At 65.4% G+C, this 17,601-nt stretch carries 17 protein-coding genes; 3 read left to right on the forward strand and 14 right to left on the reverse strand.

Translation table 11 applies throughout. The features are described from left to right. Positions 1 to 22: 22 nt before the first annotated feature. Positions 23 to 2,107: a S1 family peptidase gene (locus tag AC5RUQ_RS09685; RefSeq protein ID WP_493947099.1), complete on the reverse strand. Its 2,085-nt coding sequence runs from the start codon at positions 2,105 to 2,107 to the stop codon at positions 23 to 25. Continuing rightward, on the reverse strand, positions 2,104 to 2,823 hold the full coding sequence (locus AC5RUQ_RS09690) for a tyrosine-protein phosphatase (protein ID WP_493947100.1): 720 nt from the start codon (positions 2,821 to 2,823) through the stop codon (positions 2,104 to 2,106). Before AC5RUQ_RS09690 ends, AC5RUQ_RS09685 begins: the two co-directional genes overlap by 4 nt. A gap of 163 nt (positions 2,824 to 2,986) precedes the next feature. Here AC5RUQ_RS09690 and AC5RUQ_RS09695 point away from each other — a divergent pair, with 163 nt between their 5' ends. After that, positions 2,987 to 3,901: an SGNH/GDSL hydrolase family protein gene (locus AC5RUQ_RS09695; RefSeq protein ID WP_493947101.1), complete on the forward strand. Its 915-nt coding sequence runs from the start codon at positions 2,987 to 2,989 to the stop codon at positions 3,899 to 3,901. 10 nt (positions 3,902 to 3,911) lie between these two features. On the opposite strand, the gene AC5RUQ_RS09700 is transcribed toward AC5RUQ_RS09695, so the two are convergent. Further along, positions 3,912 to 4,520: a GNAT family N-acetyltransferase gene (locus AC5RUQ_RS09700; protein ID WP_493947103.1), complete on the reverse strand. Its 609-nt coding sequence runs from the start codon at positions 4,518 to 4,520 to the stop codon at positions 3,912 to 3,914. Between the two features lie 75 nt (positions 4,521 to 4,595). On the opposite strand from AC5RUQ_RS09700, the gene AC5RUQ_RS09705 reads away from it, so the two are divergent. Continuing rightward, entirely contained in the window at positions 4,596 to 4,829 is a 234-nt protein-coding gene (locus AC5RUQ_RS09705; protein ID WP_493947104.1) for a DUF6480 family protein, read from the forward strand. 9 nt (positions 4,830 to 4,838) lie between these two features. On the opposite strand, the gene AC5RUQ_RS09710 is transcribed toward AC5RUQ_RS09705, so the two are convergent. The 5 genes from AC5RUQ_RS09710 to AC5RUQ_RS09730 form a co-directional block, all read right to left on the reverse strand. After that, positions 4,839 to 5,711 carry a 3-hydroxyacyl-CoA dehydrogenase family protein gene (locus AC5RUQ_RS09710; protein ID WP_493947106.1) on the reverse strand — a complete coding sequence of 291 codons (873 nt, stop codon included), beginning with the start codon at positions 5,709 to 5,711 and terminating at the stop codon, positions 4,839 to 4,841. Further along, complete coding sequence (locus tag AC5RUQ_RS09715) at positions 5,708 to 6,523, reverse strand: enoyl-CoA hydratase/isomerase family protein (protein ID WP_493947107.1); 816 nt, start codon at positions 6,521 to 6,523, stop codon at positions 5,708 to 5,710. The genes AC5RUQ_RS09710 and AC5RUQ_RS09715 overlap by 4 nt, the downstream gene beginning before the upstream one ends. Continuing rightward, entirely contained in the window at positions 6,523 to 7,749 is a 1,227-nt protein-coding gene (locus AC5RUQ_RS09720; RefSeq protein ID WP_493947108.1) for a thiolase family protein, read from the reverse strand. The genes AC5RUQ_RS09715 and AC5RUQ_RS09720 overlap by 1 nt, the downstream gene beginning before the upstream one ends. A 130-nt stretch (positions 7,750 to 7,879) precedes the next feature. Continuing rightward, on the reverse strand, positions 7,880 to 8,557 hold the full coding sequence (locus AC5RUQ_RS09725) for a pentapeptide repeat-containing protein (RefSeq protein ID WP_493947109.1): 678 nt from the start codon (positions 8,555 to 8,557) through the stop codon (positions 7,880 to 7,882). Beyond that, positions 8,557 to 9,018 (reverse strand): SRPBCC family protein, encoded by a 462-nt coding sequence (locus AC5RUQ_RS09730; protein WP_493947110.1) that lies wholly within the window; start codon positions 9,016 to 9,018, stop codon positions 8,557 to 8,559. The genes AC5RUQ_RS09725 and AC5RUQ_RS09730 overlap by 1 nt, the downstream gene beginning before the upstream one ends. 140 nt (positions 9,019 to 9,158) lie before the next feature. On the opposite strand from AC5RUQ_RS09730, the gene AC5RUQ_RS09735 reads away from it, so the two are divergent. Further along, the gene (locus tag AC5RUQ_RS09735) at positions 9,159 to 9,335 is read left to right on the forward strand and encodes a CsbD family protein (RefSeq protein ID WP_104998934.1); all 177 of its coding nucleotides are present in this window, start codon (positions 9,159 to 9,161) and stop codon (positions 9,333 to 9,335) included. Positions 9,336 to 9,431: 96 nt separating this feature from the next. On the opposite strand, the gene AC5RUQ_RS09740 is transcribed toward AC5RUQ_RS09735, so the two are convergent. The 6 genes from AC5RUQ_RS09740 to AC5RUQ_RS09765 form a co-directional block, all read right to left on the reverse strand. Continuing rightward, on the reverse strand, positions 9,432 to 10,502 hold the full coding sequence (locus AC5RUQ_RS09740; RefSeq protein ID WP_493947111.1) for a DNA polymerase IV: 1,071 nt from the start codon (positions 10,500 to 10,502) through the stop codon (positions 9,432 to 9,434). 224 nt (positions 10,503 to 10,726) lie between these two features. After that, entirely contained in the window at positions 10,727 to 12,187 is a 1,461-nt protein-coding gene (locus AC5RUQ_RS09745) for an amino acid permease (RefSeq protein ID WP_493947112.1), read from the reverse strand. Between the two features lie 174 nt (positions 12,188 to 12,361). Beyond that, positions 12,362 to 12,700 carry a Rieske (2Fe-2S) protein gene (locus AC5RUQ_RS09750; RefSeq protein WP_493947114.1) on the reverse strand — a complete coding sequence of 113 codons (339 nt, stop codon included), beginning with the start codon at positions 12,698 to 12,700 and terminating at the stop codon, positions 12,362 to 12,364. Further along, positions 12,697 to 15,213: a nitrite reductase large subunit NirB gene (nirB, locus tag AC5RUQ_RS09755; RefSeq protein WP_493947115.1), complete on the reverse strand. Its 2,517-nt coding sequence runs from the start codon at positions 15,211 to 15,213 to the stop codon at positions 12,697 to 12,699. The genes AC5RUQ_RS09750 and nirB overlap by 4 nt, the downstream gene beginning before the upstream one ends. Further along, entirely contained in the window at positions 15,213 to 15,560 is a 348-nt protein-coding gene (locus AC5RUQ_RS09760; RefSeq protein WP_256250024.1) for a molybdopterin oxidoreductase, read from the reverse strand. Before AC5RUQ_RS09760 ends, nirB begins: the two co-directional genes overlap by 1 nt. Before the next feature lie 296 nt (positions 15,561 to 15,856). Next, positions 15,857 to 17,548 carry an ABC-F family ATP-binding cassette domain-containing protein gene (locus AC5RUQ_RS09765; protein WP_493947116.1) on the reverse strand — a complete coding sequence of 564 codons (1,692 nt, stop codon included), beginning with the start codon at positions 17,546 to 17,548 and terminating at the stop codon, positions 15,857 to 15,859. Positions 17,549 to 17,601: the final 53 nt, after the last annotated feature.

Consider the following 17,601-nt stretch of genomic DNA (forward strand, 5'->3'; position numbering starts at 1 on the left):
TGGACGGCGGTTGTCCGAAACCTCAGCCGGGCGTCTGACGCCGACGACGGTGAACCAGCGCCATCAGCACGGCACCGACGACGATTGCGGTTGCGGCAGCGCCTGCCGCGGGGAGAAGCGCGGACGGGCCGGTGTAGGCCAGGTTGACGGTGTTCCTCCGGTCGCCGTTTCCTCCGGTGTTGGCGAGGACAGCAGGAGGAGTGTTGACGGGCGCGTTCACGACGACGGCGGGCGGGCCGTCCGCGGAAACCTGCCGTACCTGCTCTGCCGACTCAGCCTCTGTAGTGCCTTCGGCCGATCCAGCAGGGGCGAATTCGAAGCTGCTGGCTCCGGAGACACTGAACCCGTTGACCGTCTCGGCCGTGAAGCGGAGCGGCCCATTCCCCTCGGGGGCTGGAAAGGTCCAAGTGCCGTCCGTGCTAACCGGGAGCTCGAACGGTTCATCCCCCTCAATGGTGATGCGGACTTTCGACCCGGCTGCAACCGCTGTTGCCGGCGCTGCCGGGACGCTGCCACTGATGGCCTGGCCAGCCTCGTACACCGCGCCCGGTGGCGGGGACGTCACCACCGGCTTGTTGAGGAACAACTCCAGCTGGTATCCGGGCAGGACGCTGAGGCCGTCAGCGAGGGTGGCACCGACCGCGAAATTCTCGATGACGTTGCCACTCTTATCGCGGGTGTCGCCCGCCGCGTGGGTGCCCACCGCGTAGTTGCCGCTGATGTAGGGTCCGCCGGAGTCCCCGCCGCTGGACTGTACGCCGTAGGACATGAATCCCCGGAATGCCCTCAGGTCGAGGGGTTCATCGGGATCGCTGGTTTCAGTGGGCTCAACATACGTTGGGCCGGGCACGATAAAAATCCCGACCGCGTCGACTGTGCCGCAGGACCAGGCGGAGGTTCTGCCCGAACGGCACACTGGCATGCCGGGGACGGGATCAGCTGTACCGATGATCTTGACATTAGGTTCAGGTTGCGACGAGTCCCCCCAGGTGCTGGTGGCGGGCAGCGGGTCCAGGTCGGGGCGGAGGGACTCAATGACGGCGATATCGGTTCCCACGTTGCCTGGGTCGGTTACTGCAGTGTTGTCCGGGCCGATGGCCGTATTGGGATCGAGCACCCACGAGTTGCCGGGACCGCCGAACTGGCTGAAACCGAACCTGCCCAGCAGCCCTAACCTGTTGAACTGGGATTCCAGGTCGGCCGTTTCGGCAGCACCGTCCGAAGCACAATGCCCTGCGGTAAGAACTGCCGGCAGCCCGGCAGGGTCGAAGGCGGAAAAGCCTGTCGAGCAGAACCACCCCGTATCCGCAATGTAACCGACTCCCCCGGGAACGTCGGCTTCTGGCGCCAGCGCAGCGCCGCCGTCGAGCTCTACGTTGGCGAAGCGGGCCACGAACTCGGAAGGCGACTTCTTGCCGGAGGCAGCGGCGGCCGTTGCAGCCGCTGAACCCCCAGTCGCTGGGCCAGCCTCAGCCGAGCCACCCTCAGCGGCATCCCACGCTGCTTCCGGCGAATTGACGCCGCCGGTCCGGATAACAAACTTTCCGCCCGAGGCCACTACGGCCTGCAGGCCCTCTGTGCCCACCTCACGGATATACGCCTGAAACAGCTGCTCGGCACTGACCGCCAACTCGCTGCCCTGGCCTGGCGCAGTGTCATCGCCAGGTTCCTCCGTCGCCACCGGACCAGGGGCGTCCTCCACCGCAAGGGCCGGGATGGTCCGTGCAAACACAGAAACTTCCGCCAGCAGCTCCGCTCCGGCGCCCGACACCAGAATCTGCCCGTCCTGGAGCCGGATTCCTGAGTAGCCAGGGACGTCCCGCAGCCCGGCCGCCACTTCAGCCGCCTGCGTACCCAACTCCCCCGCCGCAGCAAACTCATCGGGCGTCATTCCCAAATCACGCAGGACGGCTTCCTCAAGGGCAGCCTCGGACAATCCGGAATGTTGTGCATCAGTGACGGCGGCAGGAGGCTCGGGCAACTCAGGGGCGTCCGCCGCCCACACCGGACTTACGGCAAAAGCAGAGGACGCCAATACCCCCGCGGCCGCCCCGGCGGCAAGGAAACGCCGCAGATTGGCGGCGCTCCTCAGGTTGCCGGCGCTCATTGGGAAACTCCGGCTCCGCAAAGTGCCAGCACCGCGTCCAGCTCAGCAGGGCTCAGGCCGTGCCGCAGCAAGAAAGCCCGGGTGTCCAGGCTCCGCACAAACTCCACGACTGCGTCTCCGCGCTGCTCGAGTACAGGTGCCAGCTCGGCTTCCTCAAGATAGCGTTCGCGGTCGTGCGGCGGGCCGTGGGTGCGATAGCGCTCATTAATACCGCGGGCGGCGCGCCGGTAGCCCTCGGCGATGTCCTGGTCGGAGTCCCCTGCGAGGTCCTGGACCATGGCGGCCACCATGCCGCTGCGGTCCCTGCCGGCGGCGCAGTGGAGCACAACGTTGCCTCGCGTCGATGCTGCGGCCAGTTCACGAAAGACTCCCACCAGCTTCTCCGGGAAGATCCTGGCGTTGTCCGCATAATAGGCGGGGTCGTTGAGGTAGGGGCCGGAAATCTCTGTAAAGCCCGGATGACCGGGCTCTTCGGTAGGCGCGGAAACTATGGTTATCCCGGCCAACGCCGAGTCCGCAACGAGGGGATCGCTGTCCCGGCGCCGGGCCTCAGGAGTGTGGCGGAGGTCAATAACGGTGCGGACGCCGTCGCTGTAGGCCTGCTGCCAGCCAGCCTCGGTCAGCCACTCCCGCCGCCCCATGCGGTAAACCCCGCCGGCCACGTGCCACGCGTTGACAGCGCCGTCCCAGTCCATCGACCCATCCGCTCTGTTCATCCGCACAGCTAATCACATCAGTCACATCCGTTGCACCTCTAAACAGGTAGCGGACCTGCCGAGATTGGGGTACGGCCTACCAGTGACCTGTTAGGCCTTGGGGTATACGGTGACCATGAGCTGACTGCGGCGAGTTCGCGGCGGACGTTCGAAGGGGAACGAAATGGGAAAACCAGCAGTACGGCGCCGGCGGTCCGTTTTCGCCGCGGCCCTCGTTACCGTGGCGATGGCACTTGGTGTCACAGCCATTCCGGCCGAGGCGGCGCCGGCCCAGACCGATTACGTGGCATTGGGCGATTCCTACACCGCGGGGACCGGAGCGGGGGCACCGGAACGCCCTGCAGGTGTGGACTGCTGGCAGAGCCAGCCGGGGTACGTGGACCTGGTGGGAAAGAGCAAAGGGATCAAGCTGGTGGCGAATGCGGCCTGCCACGGAGCCGTGCTCTCCAGACTCAGCCCTACATATGACCCCGTCATCTACACGCCCACCGTCCACGAGCAAATCAGGTTCCAGGTGCGCGGCAGGGCCCTCTCCGCTAAGACGGATCTGGTCTCGATTACCGCTGGAGCCAATGATCTGGGTTTCGCCCGGGTGCTGGCAGTTTGTGCTTTTTCGGATGAGAGCACATGCAAAGCAGCTGTTGCGCAGGCCACCTCCCCCGAAGCCCTTGCTTTCCTAAAAGCGAGTCTCGTCGGGACATATTTAGCCATAGAAGTAACGGCACCGCGTGCAAAGACGGTGGTGCTGGGCTACCCGCTCCTCTTTGATCCGGCCAGTCAAATAAGGCCAATCCCGCGGGAGAATCAGGCGCTCATGAATGGGGCCACGTCAGTAGTGAATGCGACTATCGAAAAAGCTGTTCTGGCCGCCCAGGCGTGGCCCGGAACAGACCTGCTGTACGTTGGCGTGACTGATGAGTTTGCCGGACACGCCGTTAATTCAGCAGCCCCGTGGCTCCAGCTGTCACCAAGCGACTTCGGGGCCGACTACAACTTCCACCCCAATCAGGCGGGGCATCAGGCTTACGCCTCAGCGCTCCTGGCAGCGGTTGGGCCGGCCCAGCCCGCACGCCAGTAGCCAAGCACCCCTAGCCCCGGCGGGCAAGCCGGTGCTCCAGGCCCGCCCGGACCATGGGCCATTCGTGTTCGAGGATGGAGAACACCACCGTGTCGCGCAGGAGGCCGTCGCGCGTCCTTGAGTGGTTGCGGAGCACACCGTCCTGCTTGGCACCCAGCCGGGCGATCGCCTCGCGCGACTGGTGGTTAAGCCAGTGCGTCCGAAACTCCACGGCAGGGCAGCCAAGGACCTCAAACGCGTGCCGCAGGAGCAGCAGCTTGGAGTCCGGGTTGGTCCCGGTCCCCTGCACTGAAGCGGCGTTCCAAGTGGATCCGATCTCAACACGGGGAGTGCCGGCGTCGACGTTCATGTACGTGGTCATTCCGATAATCCTGCCGGGGCCGCCGGAGGCCGGGTCGATCAACCGGGTAGTAAACGGCAGCATGGAACCCTGCTCCTGCAGGGCAAGCCTCCGCTGAATCTCCGCTGCCATTTCGTCCGGCGACGGCACCGACGTGTACCAGAGGCGCCACAGCTCACCGTCCCGAGCAGCATCAAGCAGGCCGTCGTGATGGTCCGGATTCAGCGGCTCCAGGGTTACATACCGGCCGGTCAGGGTAAGGGGTTCAAGGAAGGTCACTGCACCAGCCTAGGTCCAACCAACCGGGCCGGTTACGCTGGGCAAAGCACCAGGACGGCAAACGAGGGAGATAACGTGTCAGGAACCAACCCGGACCCGGAGGACGACAAGATCACCGGCCTGGAGCCGGGAGGCGGAGTTCCCCCGGGCGAAACGCCGCCGGGCGAGGCTTCGACAGCCGGACCCCAGGGCCACGATGAGCACGGCACAAAGAAGATCACACAGTTCTTCGTTATCGCAGCTATCGCGGTGGTGGTCCTGTTGTCGCTCCTGTACTTCGTCGGCTACATTGTGGGATTTTTCGACTAGCCGGCGTTCCTAGCTGGGCCAGTCAAAAAAGCCCTTCCCAGTTTTGCGTCCCAATTCGCCGCGAGCCACCTTGTCCTTGAGGATCTGCGGCGGCGCGAATCGCTCCCCCAGCGTGGAGTGCAGGTATTCGGCAATCCCCAGGCGCACATCCAGCCCGACGATGTCCGTGGTTCGAAGCGGTCCGGTGGGGTGTTTATAGCCCAGGACCATGGCGGCGTCGATGTCCTCGGCGGACGCCACCCCCTCCTCCACCATGCGCATTGCCTCTAGGGCGATCGCCACGCCCAGCCGGGAGGACGCGAACCCGGGCGCATCATTGACGACGACGGCGGTCTTGCCGAGTGCCTCCACCCACCCTTTCGCCGCAGCGGCAAGGCCGGAAGACGTGTGTTCACCCAGCACCACCTCGATCAGGGTGGACGCCGGCACCGGGTTGAAGAAATGCAGCCCCAGGAAGTTTTCCGGCCGCTTCAGTTCCCCGGCCAGTCCGCTCACGGACAGCGAGGACGTGTTTGACGCCAGATAGGCATCATCCGCGAGCCGTTCCTCGATGCCCTGCAGCGCGGTGACCTTCAGGTCCCAGTCCTCGGGCACCGCTTCGACCACCAGTTGCCGGTCCTTGAAAGCGTCGTAGTCCACGCCCACCGTAAGCCGTGAAACGAGCTCGTCGAGGTTGGCGTCGACGGCGCCGCGCTCAATGCTCTTGGCTGCGGCTGATTCGACCCGTTCCCGGGCCGCCTCGGCGGACTGCTCGTCGCGCTCGATCACCAGCACGTCCGCCCCCTTGACCAGGAAGGCGTGCGCGATGCCGGCACCCATGCGGCCGCCGCCCAGGACGCCGACGCGGGAAGGCAGGCCAGGGGCAGGTTGCGGTGTGCTCATGGATTCTTCTTTCCGGTCCCGGTGCCGGCCTTCACACCGGCGCTGTTGTCGGCCTTCTTGTCCAAAAACCGCTGCATCCGGTCGAACTTGGCCTCAGATTCAAAGAGGATGCCCTGGGCCAACTGGTCGATCAGGGGGTGGGCTTCCGCCGGTGCATGGAACACCGACTTGGTGATCCGCACGGCCAGCGGATCCTGCCGGCCGATCCTGTCCGCCAGGTCGTGCGCAGCGTCAAGAAGCTGAGCGGGGCTATGGACCTCGCTGATGAGGTTAACCGCCAGGGCTTCCTCGGCCCCGAGGACCCTGCCGGCCAGCAGAATCTGCTTCGCCACCGGCTCCCCCACCAGTTCCTTCAGCCGCCAGCTGGCCCCGGCTGCGGCGAGGATGCCCAGCCCGGTTTCCGGGTTGCCGATGCGCACGTTCGGTGTGCCGATCCGGAAGTCAGCCGCATAGGCGAGTTCCGCCCCGCCGCCCAGGCAATACCCGTCCAGGGCGGCAATGACGGGCATGGGCAGCTTGGCGATCCGGACGAAGATGGTGGAGTTGATTCCCTGCAGGGCATCGTCCCGGCGGCGCTCCCGCAGCTGTGCGATGTCCGCTCCCGAGGCAAAAACACCGTCCACGCCGGCGATGATCAGTATCTTCGGGTTCTGCTCAAGGGCAGCGCAGACGACGTGGAGTTCATCCACCATCTGCTGGTCGATGGCATTCCGGACCTCGGGGCGGTTGAGGAGCACCACCACGCGGTCTCCGCGCTCTTCCACCAGCAGCGCATGGAACTTTTCCGACGCCAGGTCCACAGCGCCCGGCATTAGACCTTCTCCAGCAGCATGGCGGTGCCTTGACCGACGCCGATGCACATGGTGGCCAGCCCGATCCGCGCGTCCTCACGCTCCATCCGCCCCAGCAGGGTGATGGCGATCCTGGCCCCGCTGGAACCCAGCGGGTGCCCCAAAGCGATGGCGCCGCCGTCGTTGTTTACAATGTCCTGTTCCAGGCCCAGCCGGCGGATGCAGGCAAGGGACTGCGTGGCAAACGCTTCGTTGAGTTCGACGGCACCGAGGTCACCGACGCTAAGCCCGCTCCGCTTCAGGACTTTCTGGGTGGCCGGCACCGGCCCGATACCCATAATCTCGGGCTCGCAACCGGCGGAGGCACCATCGATGATGCGTGCCCGGGGTGTCAGGCCCAGCCGTTCGATGGCCGCTTCCGAAGCCACGATAATGGCTGACGCGCCGTCGTTGAGGGACGACGAGTTGCCGGCCGTGACAATGGTGCCGCCGTTCGCCACGGGCTTCAGCCCGGCCAGGACGTCCATGGTGGTGTCAGCCCGGGGACCCTCGTCCGTGTCCACAACATGCTCAGACTTCCTCGTCTTGACGGTGACGGGGACGATTTCGTCCCTAAACCGGCCGGCAGCCGTGGCGTCAAGGGCGCGCTGGTGCGAGCGGACCGCGAAGGCGTCCGCGTCCTCGCGCGAGATGTCGTCCACGCGGGCCACTTCTTCAGCCGTCTCGGGCATGGAGTACGTCATCTTGCCCTCGCGGGACAGTTCGCCCTTGTGGAACTGCGGGTTGGTGAAGCGCCAACCGATGGAGGTGTCGAAGATCTGGCCCGGCTTGGCAAAGGCGGCGGTGGGCTTTTCCTGGACCCATGGCGCACGGCTCATGGATTCGACGCCACCGGCGATAACGATGTCCGCGGCGCCGGCCTTGATCATGTGACTCGCCTGGATGATCGCGCTGAGGCCGGAGGAGCAGAGCCGGTTAACGGTGATGCCGGGGATGTGGAGGGGCAGGCCGGCAAGCAGGGTAGCCATCCGTGCGACGTTCCGGTTTTCCTCCCCGGCGCCGTTGGCGTTGCCCAGGATCACCTCGTCAATGCTGTCCGGATCAAGCCCGGCCCGGTTCACGGCCTCCCTGATTACCAGGGCTGCGAGGTCGTCGGGGCGGATGGAGGACAGCGCCCCGCCGTATTTGCCCACCGGCGTTCGGACCCCGCCAACAAGGAAAGCCTGCGGACCTGCGGTTGCAGCCATGGAAACACCCTTCACGCGATAAACAGCACTGTCATCGGCGGCAGGCAGCGCACAGCACTTACCGACCGTTCGTTCTGTAAATAGTACACGGGAGGGTCTTGGATGGGTACCGGCGCTTCCCTCGAACGCTTTAGAGGACCGTAACGCCCAGATGCGCGGCCAGGAGGGGTGCCAGGAGGCCCAACTGGTACTCGTCCACCACGACACCCGCCATGCTGCCGAGCCCGCTGATGCTGCGGAACCCTGTGCTCCGGATATCAAAGTCCTTGAGTTTCGCCCCGGCGAGGTCGAGGGAGCCGATGGTGCAGTTCTTGAGCCCAACGCGGGTACCCGTGGCTGAGCCCAGGTCCAGTTCGTTGATGATGCAGTCGCTGATGAGGACGTCGGTGAGCTTGGCGCCGCGCAGGTTGAGGAAGTCCAGCTTGCCGCCCTCGATGCTGACTGACTGCCAGCCGCTCTCGTACAGTTCAGCGGAGCCAAGCCGCGGATTCCGCAACTCGACGTCCCGCCAGGTGGAGCGGGCCGCCTTGAACACCGGTGCGTACAGCTCGCCCAGGATGCAGTCCCGGAACGAGGATCCGCGGAGCTGCGTGTCATTAAAGGACACCCCCTGGAACTCGCACTCTGCGAAGTCTGTCCCGCTGAGTTCGAGTCCATCAGCCTCGGCACGGCTGTACCGGCCGCCGTCGTACCTTTCACCGCGGCGGAAGTCCGACGCCGGCTGGTCCGTCAGGTTCTCCAGCCGCACCGGCGTGAGCCTGGGGGCCGTAACCTTCAGGTCAGCGGCCTTGGAAGGATACGCGGCCACTACGGAAGCGATTCTGCTTTGGCTGCGATCTCTGCGAGGTCCTTGGTCAGGGCTTTGCGGGTGGCGGCCATACCCATCCTGCCAAACAGCAGCATCATGAGCCGGCTCACTACCGTGGGCTTTATGACCTCGGCACCGAAGGTCAGGGTAAGCTCGGTGCCGCCGTCCCGCGGGGCAAGGCTGAACCTGGTGGTGTAGTCCGCGCCGCCCTGGACGGCCTTGACGGTGGTGCTGCGGTGCCGGTCTGCTTCCGCCACCCACATCTCCACCGTCTCGGACTTGCCCAGCATCTTCCGTGTCTCCTTCCAGCGCGTCCCTTCCCCGTAGGGGCCGTCAGTGAGGAGCTGCACGGAATCGACTCCGGACAGCGTTGCCGCGGAGCCAGGGATGTCCGTGATGACGGACCAGACTTTCTCCGGTGACGCCTGAATGTGCTGGGTGAGGCTGGTGGTGTGCTCCATGTTCCGAGCCTAGCCGCGGGTACGGACAATCAACAGGCGCCCCTCCCGGAAGGAAAGTCCGGGCTTGAAATAGTAAGCAAGCTTCGTGTTAGTGTGAAAATGCATTGTTTGATCAACGGAAACGAAAGGAGGCCACCACCATGGGCCTCGGAGACAAGATCAGTAACGCAGCAGAAGATATGGGCGGCAAAGCCAAGGAAGCTGCGGGCAACGCAACGGACAATGACCGCCTGAAGGCAGAGGGCCAGGCGGACCAGGTCAAGGCCGACGCCAAGAAGGTCGGCGAAAGCGTCAAGGACGAGTTCAAGCGCGACTAGCTCCTCGCTGATGCAGCCGCAGCGAACGGCGTGCTGCAACAGTCAGAAATGGCGGCGGATCCGAGGATCCGCCGCCGTTCTGCTGTCCAGCCACTTTCACCATCCGCTGCGGGTCGGAGTGTGCCCCTGCCGGGAGTCTTCGGGCATCGTCATTTCGGCGCGCAGCCCCAGGAGCCGGATGGGGCGGCCGGGCTCGATCTTCGCCACGAGGTCGAGAGTGCGCGCAAGCACCTCCGCGGGGTCTGATGTCTCGGGGATCTTCCGGGCGTACGTTTTGGTGATGAACGGGGCGTAGCGGACCTTGAGCGTCAGCCCGATGACCGGCCGCCCCTCGGCCCCGACATCCTCCAGCACACGCGCCGCCAGCTCCCGGACGGCGTCGTCAATCTGCCCGGGTTCAGTCAGATCGTGCTGGAAGGTGGTTTCCCGGCTGTGCCCGCGTGCCACCCAGGGCGTGTCATCGACTGTCCGTGACCCGTCGCCCCGGCCGAGCTGCGCGTACCAGGGGCCCATCTTCGGGCCGAATTCGGGAATCAGGTCATCAGGCTTGGACGCCGCAAGCTGGGCAACAGTCTTGATGCCAAGCGTGGCCAGGCGCCGCGACACCTTGGTTCCCACGCCCCACAGCTCGATGGTGGGCCGGCTTCCCATGACCTTGAGCCAATTGTCTTCAGTGAGCCGGAAGACGCCGGCCGGCTTGCCGAACGTAGTGGCTACTTTGGCGCGGACCAGGGTGTCGCCGACGCCCACACTGCAGTGCAGCCGGGTCTCCTCAAGGACGGCGTGCTGCAGTTGCCGGGCATAGGCCTCAGGGTCCGCCGCCTGCACGCCAACAAACGCTTCGTCCCAGCCGAGTACCTGGACCGTGGCGCCCGGTTGCGCGCGCAGCACTGACATGACCTGTTCGGACGCAGCGAGGTAGGCCTCCTGGTCGACGGGCAGGATGACGGCGTCGGGCACTTTTCGTGCGGCGATGCGCAGCGGCATTCCCGAGCCGACACCGAAAACCCTCGCTTCGTACGACGCCGTAGACACCACCGCCCGCTCGGACGGATCGCCGCGGCCGCCAACGATCACCGCCTTGCCCGCGAGTTCGGGGCGGCGGAGCACTTCGACGGCTGCAATGAACTGGTCAAGGTCCACATGCAGCACCCAGGGTTCGCCCACAAGCCTTAGTTTGCCTCCATGGAGCGCTCCGCACCACACGCATACCCGCCCGTCGCCGAAATCGCTGGAACGGCGCCCCGACGCTGACGCCTTCCAGCGACTCCGCAACCTTCCGGCGAATCAATGGGTTCGGCACCATCCGTCTCCACCGCTAACCAGGGAACGACGACGGCGGGATCCCCTCCCAGGGAATCCCGCCGTCGTCGTACTGCTTGGGTGAACCGTTAGCTGTACAGCGCGTTCTTCGGTTCGTTCTGCTTGACCTTCTGCCAGCCCAGCCACAGGACCACGGCGAAGAACGGGATGGTGGCCAGGGTCCAGAGGCCCAGGTAGAACACCTCGCCGCTCTTGCTGGTCATCGTGTCGAAGCCGATCAGCACCGTGATGGCCAGCAGTCCGATCAGGCCGGCCCAGCTGGTCCACGGCGAACCGGGCATCGGCAGCGTAGACGTGACGCCCTTCTTGTGGCGCAGCGCAATCTGGCTGGCGAAGATGGCGCCCCACGTGAAGATGACGCCGATGGATGCGGTGTTCAGGGCCAGGTCGAACGCGTGCGAGCCGCCCAGCCAGATGTTGAGCAGGATGCCCACCAAGTAGAAGGCCGCGATGGCGAGGATAGCCGCGTACGGGACGTGCCGCTTGGACATCCGGGTGAGCCACTGCGGGGCGTGGCCGTTGTTGGCCATGGTGCGGAACACACGGCCAATCGAGTACAGGCCTGAGTTGCAGGAGGACAGTGCCGCAGTGATAACGATCATGTTCATCACATCGCCCACCCAGGCAAGGCCCATCTGGCCGAACACGGTGACGAACGGCGAGGTTCCCGCCACGTACTGGTCGGACGGCAGCAGCATGGCCAGCAGGGTCACGGAGCCGACGTAGAACACCACAATGCGGAGTACGACGGCGCGGATTGCCTTGGGCACTTCGCGTTCCGGGTTCTGCATCTCGCCGGCGGTGATGCCCACGAGTTCGATGCCGTTGTAGGCGAAGATCACGGCGTTGAGGACCAGGACCATCACCAGGGCGCCCTTGGGGAACATCCCGCCCTCTGCGGCGAAGAGGTTGGCCACCGATGCGTTGCCGTCACCCACCTGGGCGTTGGTAACCACCATGAAGGTGCCCACTGCCAGGAAGATCAGGATGGCACCGACTTTGAGGCAGGAAGCCCAGAACTCGAACTCGCCGAATGCCTTGACGCTCAGCAGGTTGACCGCCACCAGGAGAGCCAGCGCGGCAATGGCTGAGGCTTCCACGGGAACGTTGGGGAAGAAGAACTGGAAGTAGAGGCCGATGGCAATCAGTTCGGCGATGCCCGTCATGCCCCAGTTGATGAAGTACATCCAGCCGGAAAGGAACGCGCCCTTCTTGCCGAACATCTCACCCGCGTAGCTCACGAAAGAGCCGGAGGTCTGGCGGTACATGATGAGCTCGCCCAGTGCCCGCATCAGCAGGTAGGCGATGACGCCGGCGATGGCGTAGGAGAAAATCAAGGCCGGGCCGGTGGAGGCCAGGCGTCCGCCGGCACCCATGAAGAGGCCGACGCCGATGGCGCCGCCCATGGCAATCATGGTGACGTGGCGTCTGCCCAGCGTCTTGCTGTATCCCTCGGCGCTGAGGGTGGGGTCGACGGCGGTGGATGGTGCCGTGGTGTTCTGGAGATCTGTGGGGGTACTTTGAGGCACAACGATTCCTTGTGGGTTGGGGGTTGGCCGCATCCGGCCCACGGATGATTCCGCTCACAAATTCGGCATTATGTCCTGTTGGGCAACCGAATGTGATCGGAATCTCTCGTGGCGCCGAAGCTTCGCGCGGCTCGTCTATCTTACAAGACGCACAGGGGTGCTACGTGACGCGCACTACACGCCCGTCTGCAGCACCAGGTTCCGGTCCCCGTCCAACGTCACGTTGTAGCTGCGCAGCGGTTCCTGCCCGCTGGTTGAGCAGCCGGTCGCCAGGTCAAATGCGTGCTGGTGCAGGGGGCAGATCACCACTTGCCGGTCAATGGTGCCGTCTGCAATCGGACCGCCGCGGTGCGGGCAGACGGCGGCGAGCGCGCGCAGTGCGCCGTCCCGGAGCCGGAAGACTGCTACCTGTGCGCCGTCCACTGCAAAAGCCCTGCCCTCACCCAACGGAATCTGGTCAACGGGACCCAGGACGTGAAAGGCAGGGCTCCCATTTGCCTCGGCGCTGTTCATTGAACCGGCACCTGGGGAAGGACCGTCAGGGGAAGCGACGTCCTGAACTGACCGGGCGTCAGGGGATCATTGCGCTCGCTCCAGGGGTCCATGTAAGTGTCTACGGAGGCCTGCATGGCGGTATCCAGCCGCCCTGCAATCCCTTCGGAATCCTCAACGATCACTGCCCGCAGATGTTCGATGCCCACCCGCGGTACGTAGGCGTAGGTACGTTCCAGCCAGTTGGCCTGCTCACGGTAGTACTGCATAAACCGCCCGGTGAGGACCTTCACCTGCTCCGGATCGTCTACAGTCGCCAGCAGGTCGCCCTTGCGGATGTGGGCACCGGCCGCTCCTCCGACATAGATTTCCCAGCGGCCGCCTTCCACCGCCACGACGCCAACGTCCTTCACCAGGGATTCGGCGCAGTTCCGGGGGCAGCCGGACACGGCGAGCTTCAGTTTGGCCGGCGACTCGATGCCCTGGAAGCGGGATTCAATCTCGATGCCCAGCTTTGTTGAGTCCCCTGTTCCGTACCGGCAAAAGTCCTTGCCAACGCAGGTTTTGACAGTGCGGAAGCTTTTGCCGTACGCGTAACCGGAGGGCATGTCCAAGTCCGCCCACACCTGCGGCAGGTCCTCCTTGGGGATGCCCAGCAGGTCGATGCGCTGGCCGCCGGTGAGCTTGATCAGCGGCACGTTATGTTTCTCGGCGACGTCGGCGATACGGCGCAGCTGCTGGACCGATGTCACCCCGCCCTTCATCTGGGGCACCACCGAAAACGAGCCGTCGCGCTGGATGTTGGCGTGCACCCGGTCATTGATGAACCGCGCGTCCCGTTCGTCGATGTACTGGCCGGCCAGCATCATCTTCAACAGCGAAGCCAGCCCCATCTTGGACTTGGCGTCCTCCGCGCTGCCCGGAGCAAGCGCCTGGAACACCTGGGACACCGAACGCAGCCCGCGTTTCCGGATCTCGTCCATAAGCGCCTGCTTGTCCAATGGGATACCCGGGACGTAGTAGCTGGCGGCCGGGTCCTCTTCCACGGCACCGCCGGCCGCCCACTCCACCACCTGCTGCACCAGCAGCTTGCAGGAGCCGCAGCCCTTGCCTGCACGAGTGGCGTCCATCGCACCGGCCACCGTGGTGCAGCCGCCCTTCACTGCTCCCACCAGCGCCTTCTTGTTGACGCCGTTGCAGTTGCAGACCTGGGCGTCGTCGTCGAGTTCGGCCACGCCCACGTCGCCATCCGGGGTGCCCAGATCAAACAGCAGGCTGTGCCGCTCTTCCGGCAGCGGCAGGCCGCGGTCGTAGGCCTGGGTCAGGTAGGCCACCTTGCGGCTGTCACCCAGGAGGGTTGCGCCCACCATCTTGTTGTCCCGGACCACAATGGATTTGAAGACGCCCCGGCTGGGTTCTGAAAAGACGATGTGTTCGTCGCTGTCGAGTTCCGGCCCGTGCAGACCCATGGAGGCCACTTCCACGCCCGCCACCTTGAGTTTGGTGGCCGTCCGGGATCCGAGGTAGGCAGCGCTGGTATCCGCACCGGTGACGTGGTTAGCCAGGACCACGGCCTGCTCCCAGAGCGGCGCCACCAGGCCGTACACCTCGCCGCGGTGCTGGACGCACTCCCCCACCGCGTAGATGCCCTCCTCGTCCTGCACCCGCAGCCTGTCATCCACCACAATGGCCCGTTCCACCGGCAGCCCGCTGAGCACCGCCAGGTCCACGTTGGGACGGATCCCGGCCGCAACCACCACCATGTCGCAGCTGATGTCCGGCTGGTCGCGGAGGCTGATACCGGTGACCCGGTCGGCGCCGAGCACGGCAGTGGTCCGGCTTCCGGTGTGCACCTTGATACCCAGGGCCTCGACGCTGCGGCGGAGCACCGCACCGCCGTCGGGCCCCATCTGCGCGTTCATCAGGTGCCCGCCGGAATGGACCACCTCCAGGTCTAACCCGTGGCTGCGCAGGCCGTAGGCCGCCTCGAGCCCCAGGAGCCCGCCGCCGATCACCACGGCGCGGCGATGATGCTCCTGCTGGGCATGAGCCACTATCCGCTGGGTGTCATCGATGGTACGGAAGCCGAAAACGCCCTGCTTTACGGAGCCGCCGGGCGTGAAAAGCCCGTCCATCGGCGGCATGTGGGAGCGGCTTCCGGTGGCGATGATCAGGACATCGTAGGGAGTGACCCTCCCGTCGCTCGAGAAGACGTGCCGGGTGAATTTATCAATCCGTTCAACCCGGACCCCGGCGTGGAGGGTGATGTTGTTCTCCCGGTACCAGGACAGGGAGTTCAGGAAGATGTCCGCATCACTTTCCTCGCCGGAAAGGACGTGGCTGAGCATGATGCGGTTGTAGTTCCCGTACGGCTCATCACCAAACATCGTTATGGTGAACTGGCCCGCGCCTCCCCGGGCGAGGATCTCCTCCACTGCCCTGGCGCCTGCCATTCCATTGCCGATCACCACCAGGCGGCGGCGCGGCGGGGTGGTTGCGTGCCTGCCTTGGGGGCGGTCCACCACGCTGGTCATCAGTGCTCCACCATCCCCAGATCAACAACAACCGAACCCTCAATGCCCTCGGGGGCCGCCAGATGGAGCTCGATCACCGAGCCGCCCTCGATGTCCTCGACAACGCGGAGCGGCACATGAACATCGCTCTTCGCTCCGATGGGGAAGTAGCGCATGGGTACGCCGTTACGCACCAGGACCACCGTGACCAGTTCGCTGCTGGAGTTGCCGCCACGAAAGTAAAGGGTCTGGTTTATCACCCCGTCCGGGACGTAATGGGATAGTTCGCTGTGGATCGGGGCCGGTTTTTCCAGCCCTGCGCCCTTGAAGGGGTAGATGCCCTGCAGGAAAAGGTTCTTGGTGATCACGGACAGATCCTTTCGGCCGGCGGAACGACTGGCATGGGCCCATCATCCGCCGCCGATGTTTCCGGCCACGGGTTTCCCGGTAACCATCTCTTAAAGCAATTCTCACCATCGTCGGGCGTGCCCGGCGTGTGCCCGGCGCTGCCTGGCCCGCCTCCGCCCCCTCCCCGGCTCCACCCCCTCCCGGCTCCACCCCCTCTGCCAGTTCGACGGTTCCCTGCGGGTTCGACGGCGGCCGACGTCGAGCGGGCGCGGAACCGTCGAAATGGCCGAGGCAGCCGTGACCCCCAAGACTCACATCACGCTTTAGCGAGGACGCCCTTATCCATGGAGTAGCGGATCCAGCGCCCGTTGACGGCGTCCCCGCCGGTGTTCCCGCCGTTCCTGCCGTTCACCGCTGCACGCTGGCACCTGGCAAACCACTCCCGGAGCGCCCGGTCGTGGCTGACCATCACCAGGGTTCCGGTGAAAGTTGCGAGCGCGGCCTCCAGCTGTTCCACCAGTACCGGCGCCAGGTGGTTGGTTGGCTCGTCCACAATCAAAGTGCTGTAACCGCCCAGGAGCAGCCGGGCAAGCGCGAGCCGCCGCTGCTGGCCCGCGGAGAGGCTGCCAACGGGAACATGGAACTCGCTGGTGCGGAACAGGCCCAACCGCAGGAGCGCCTCGGCATGCTCATCGATGTTCCCGCCCAGCCCTGCCGCGAACGCCGGCAACAGCCGGAGCGAAGGCCATTGCGGCAACTCCAGTTCCTGCTGCAGGTAGCCCACCCGTTCCGGCCGCGTCACCCTTCCTTCGCTGGGCGCCAGGGTTCCCGCCAGCACGGACAGCAACGTGGACTTGCCGGCGCCGTTTGGTCCGGTGATAAGGACCTTCTGGCCGAGGCCGGCCTGGAAGTCCGTTGCTCGGAGCCGGCCGGGAACGCTGACTCCGTGGGCGGCCAGCGGTGCAGCCACATCTTCGCCCAATGGCGCAGCGTGCAAAGACTCCGGAGCGGCCAGCCGCAGGGGAATCGGCGGCTGCTCCACCGGGCTGGCTTCCAGCCGCCGCAACCGTTCCTGAGCGTTCCGGACCTGGCTGCTGGCGGCTTTCTGCCACGTACCGGCCTTGAAATCGAAGCCCATCTTGTCGCCATCCCGCTTCCGGCCGTACCCCATGGTCCCGGCAACGGTCTCTGCCTGCAGCTTTTCGGCCTCCATGGCGTGCAGCCAGCCGTGGTACTGCTGGACCCAGCGCTGGCGTTCAGCGGCTTTCTCGCGGAGGTAGCCGTCGTACCCGTTGCCATAGCGCGTGACGGTACGGCGCTCGGCATCAACCTCAATGACATTTGCGGCCACTTTGCGCAGCAGCATGCGGTCATGGGAAACCACCACCACCGTGCCCCGGTGGGCCGCCAGCCGGTCCTCCAGCCAGGCTGTTCCGCGGGCGTCCAAATGGTTGGTTGGTTCGTCCAGGAGCAAAATGTCCGCGGGGTCCGCCAGAACGCAGGCCAGTGCCACGCGTTCCTGTTCTCCGCCGGAAAGCGATCCGAGGGCACGGTTGCGGTCCAGGCCGCCCAGGCCCAGCCGGTCCAGCGCGGCCTCCACGCGGGATTCGGCGGCGTATCCTTCGCGCAGCTGGTATTCCGTCTGCAGCCTGCCGTAGGCTTCCAGGTCGCTCTCCTCCGCGTCGGCCAGCCCGGCCTCGAGCCGGTCCAGCTCCGCTTCCAGGGCCCGGAGCGATGCGAGGGACGCGTCGATGGCCCCTCCCACCGTCAAGGACTCGGGCAGCCCATGGGTTTGGGCCAGGTAGCCCACCCGGCCGTGGAGAGCGGCAGTCCCTTCCTGGGGCTGTTCGAGGCCGGCCAGAATCCGCAGCAGGGTGGATTTGCCGGCACCGTTCTCGCCCACCACCGCTGCGTGCTCGCCGGCAGCGATCACCAGGTTGACGCCGTCGAGCAGCAACCGGTCGCCGTAGCCGTGGGTGACGTCCGAGAGGTTGATGTGTTCAGTCAAGGGAAGTCCTCGCAAAGTTCCGGAGTGTGGGCGCCGGAGCTGAACCGGGTTCA

Source organism: Arthrobacter sp. MDT2-3 (assembly GCF_059090465.1).